General features: G+C 39.9%; 1 protein-coding gene. It reads right to left on the bottom strand.

Features of this window, described 5'->3' with window-relative positions:
- Positions 1-1,131, bottom strand: a 1,131-nt coding sequence (locus ACVC43_RS00085) for a DUF7507 domain-containing protein (RefSeq protein WP_452222535.1), incomplete at both ends; no start/stop codon positions are given.

The following is a 1,131-nucleotide window of genomic DNA, read 5'->3' as shown; positions in this document are numbered from 1 at the left end:
TAAGTAATCGTTTCATCAACATTAGTACAGTTGTCTTGATCTTCGTCGTTAAAGATTCCAGACTTGACAAGTGCAATAGTTGTATCACCTTGACATAAGGTAATCACTGTTGCATCGTCTGTTGTAGCAGTAGTACCAGACACATCTGTTACAGTAGCATCAGTCAATACATTTTGACCGTTCACTGTTGCTTGGTTTGTTACTTGTCCAGCATCGATATCATCTTGTGTTACAGCATAGTTGGCTGTGTAAGTCCATGTTTCCGTAGGATCTAATTCGTTATCACCATCGGTATCACCAGAAGCAAATACGATTGCAACCACTGGGTTAGGAGCTTCTAATAAAGGATCGGTAAGCACGATGTTATCAATAGATACGTTACCAGTATTCGTTACAGTGAAGGTATACGTAATCGTTTCATCAACATTAGTACAGTTGTCCTGATCTTCGTCGTTAAAGATTCCAGACTTGACTAAAGCAATCGTGGTATCACCTTGACATAGTGTGATTACTGTTGCATCGTCTGTTGTAGCAGTAGTACCAGAGACATCTGTTACAGTAGCATCAGTCAATACATTTTGACCGTTCACTGTAGCTTGGTTTGTTACTTGTCCAGCATCGATATCGTCTTGTGTTACAGCATAGTTGGCTGTGTAAGTCCATATTTCAGTAGGATCTAACTCGTTATCACCATCAGTATCACCAGAAACAAAGGCAATGGCAACCACTGGGTTAGGTGCTTCTAATAAAGGGTCAGTTACAACCACATTATCAATAGACACGTTACCTGTATTCGTTACAGTGAAGGTATAAGTAATCGTTTCATCAACATTAGTACAGTTGTCCTGATCTTCGTCGTTAAAGATTCCAGACTTGACAAGTGCAATAGTTGTATCACCTTGACATAGTGTGATTACTGTTGCATCATCGGTTGTAGCAGTAGTACCAGACACATCTGTTACAGTAGCATCAGTCAATACATTTTGACCATTAACTGTTGCTTGGTTTGTTACTTGTCCAGCATCGATATCATCTTGTGTTACAGCATAGTTGGCTGTGTAAGTCCATATTTCAGTAGGATCTAACTCGTTATCACCATCAGTATCACCAGAAACAAAGGCAATGGCAACC

It is taken from the genome of Lacinutrix chionoecetis (assembly GCF_053604665.1).
The sequence above is the reverse complement of the archived record's forward strand: the minus strand, read 5'-3'. Positions and strand labels throughout refer to the sequence as shown.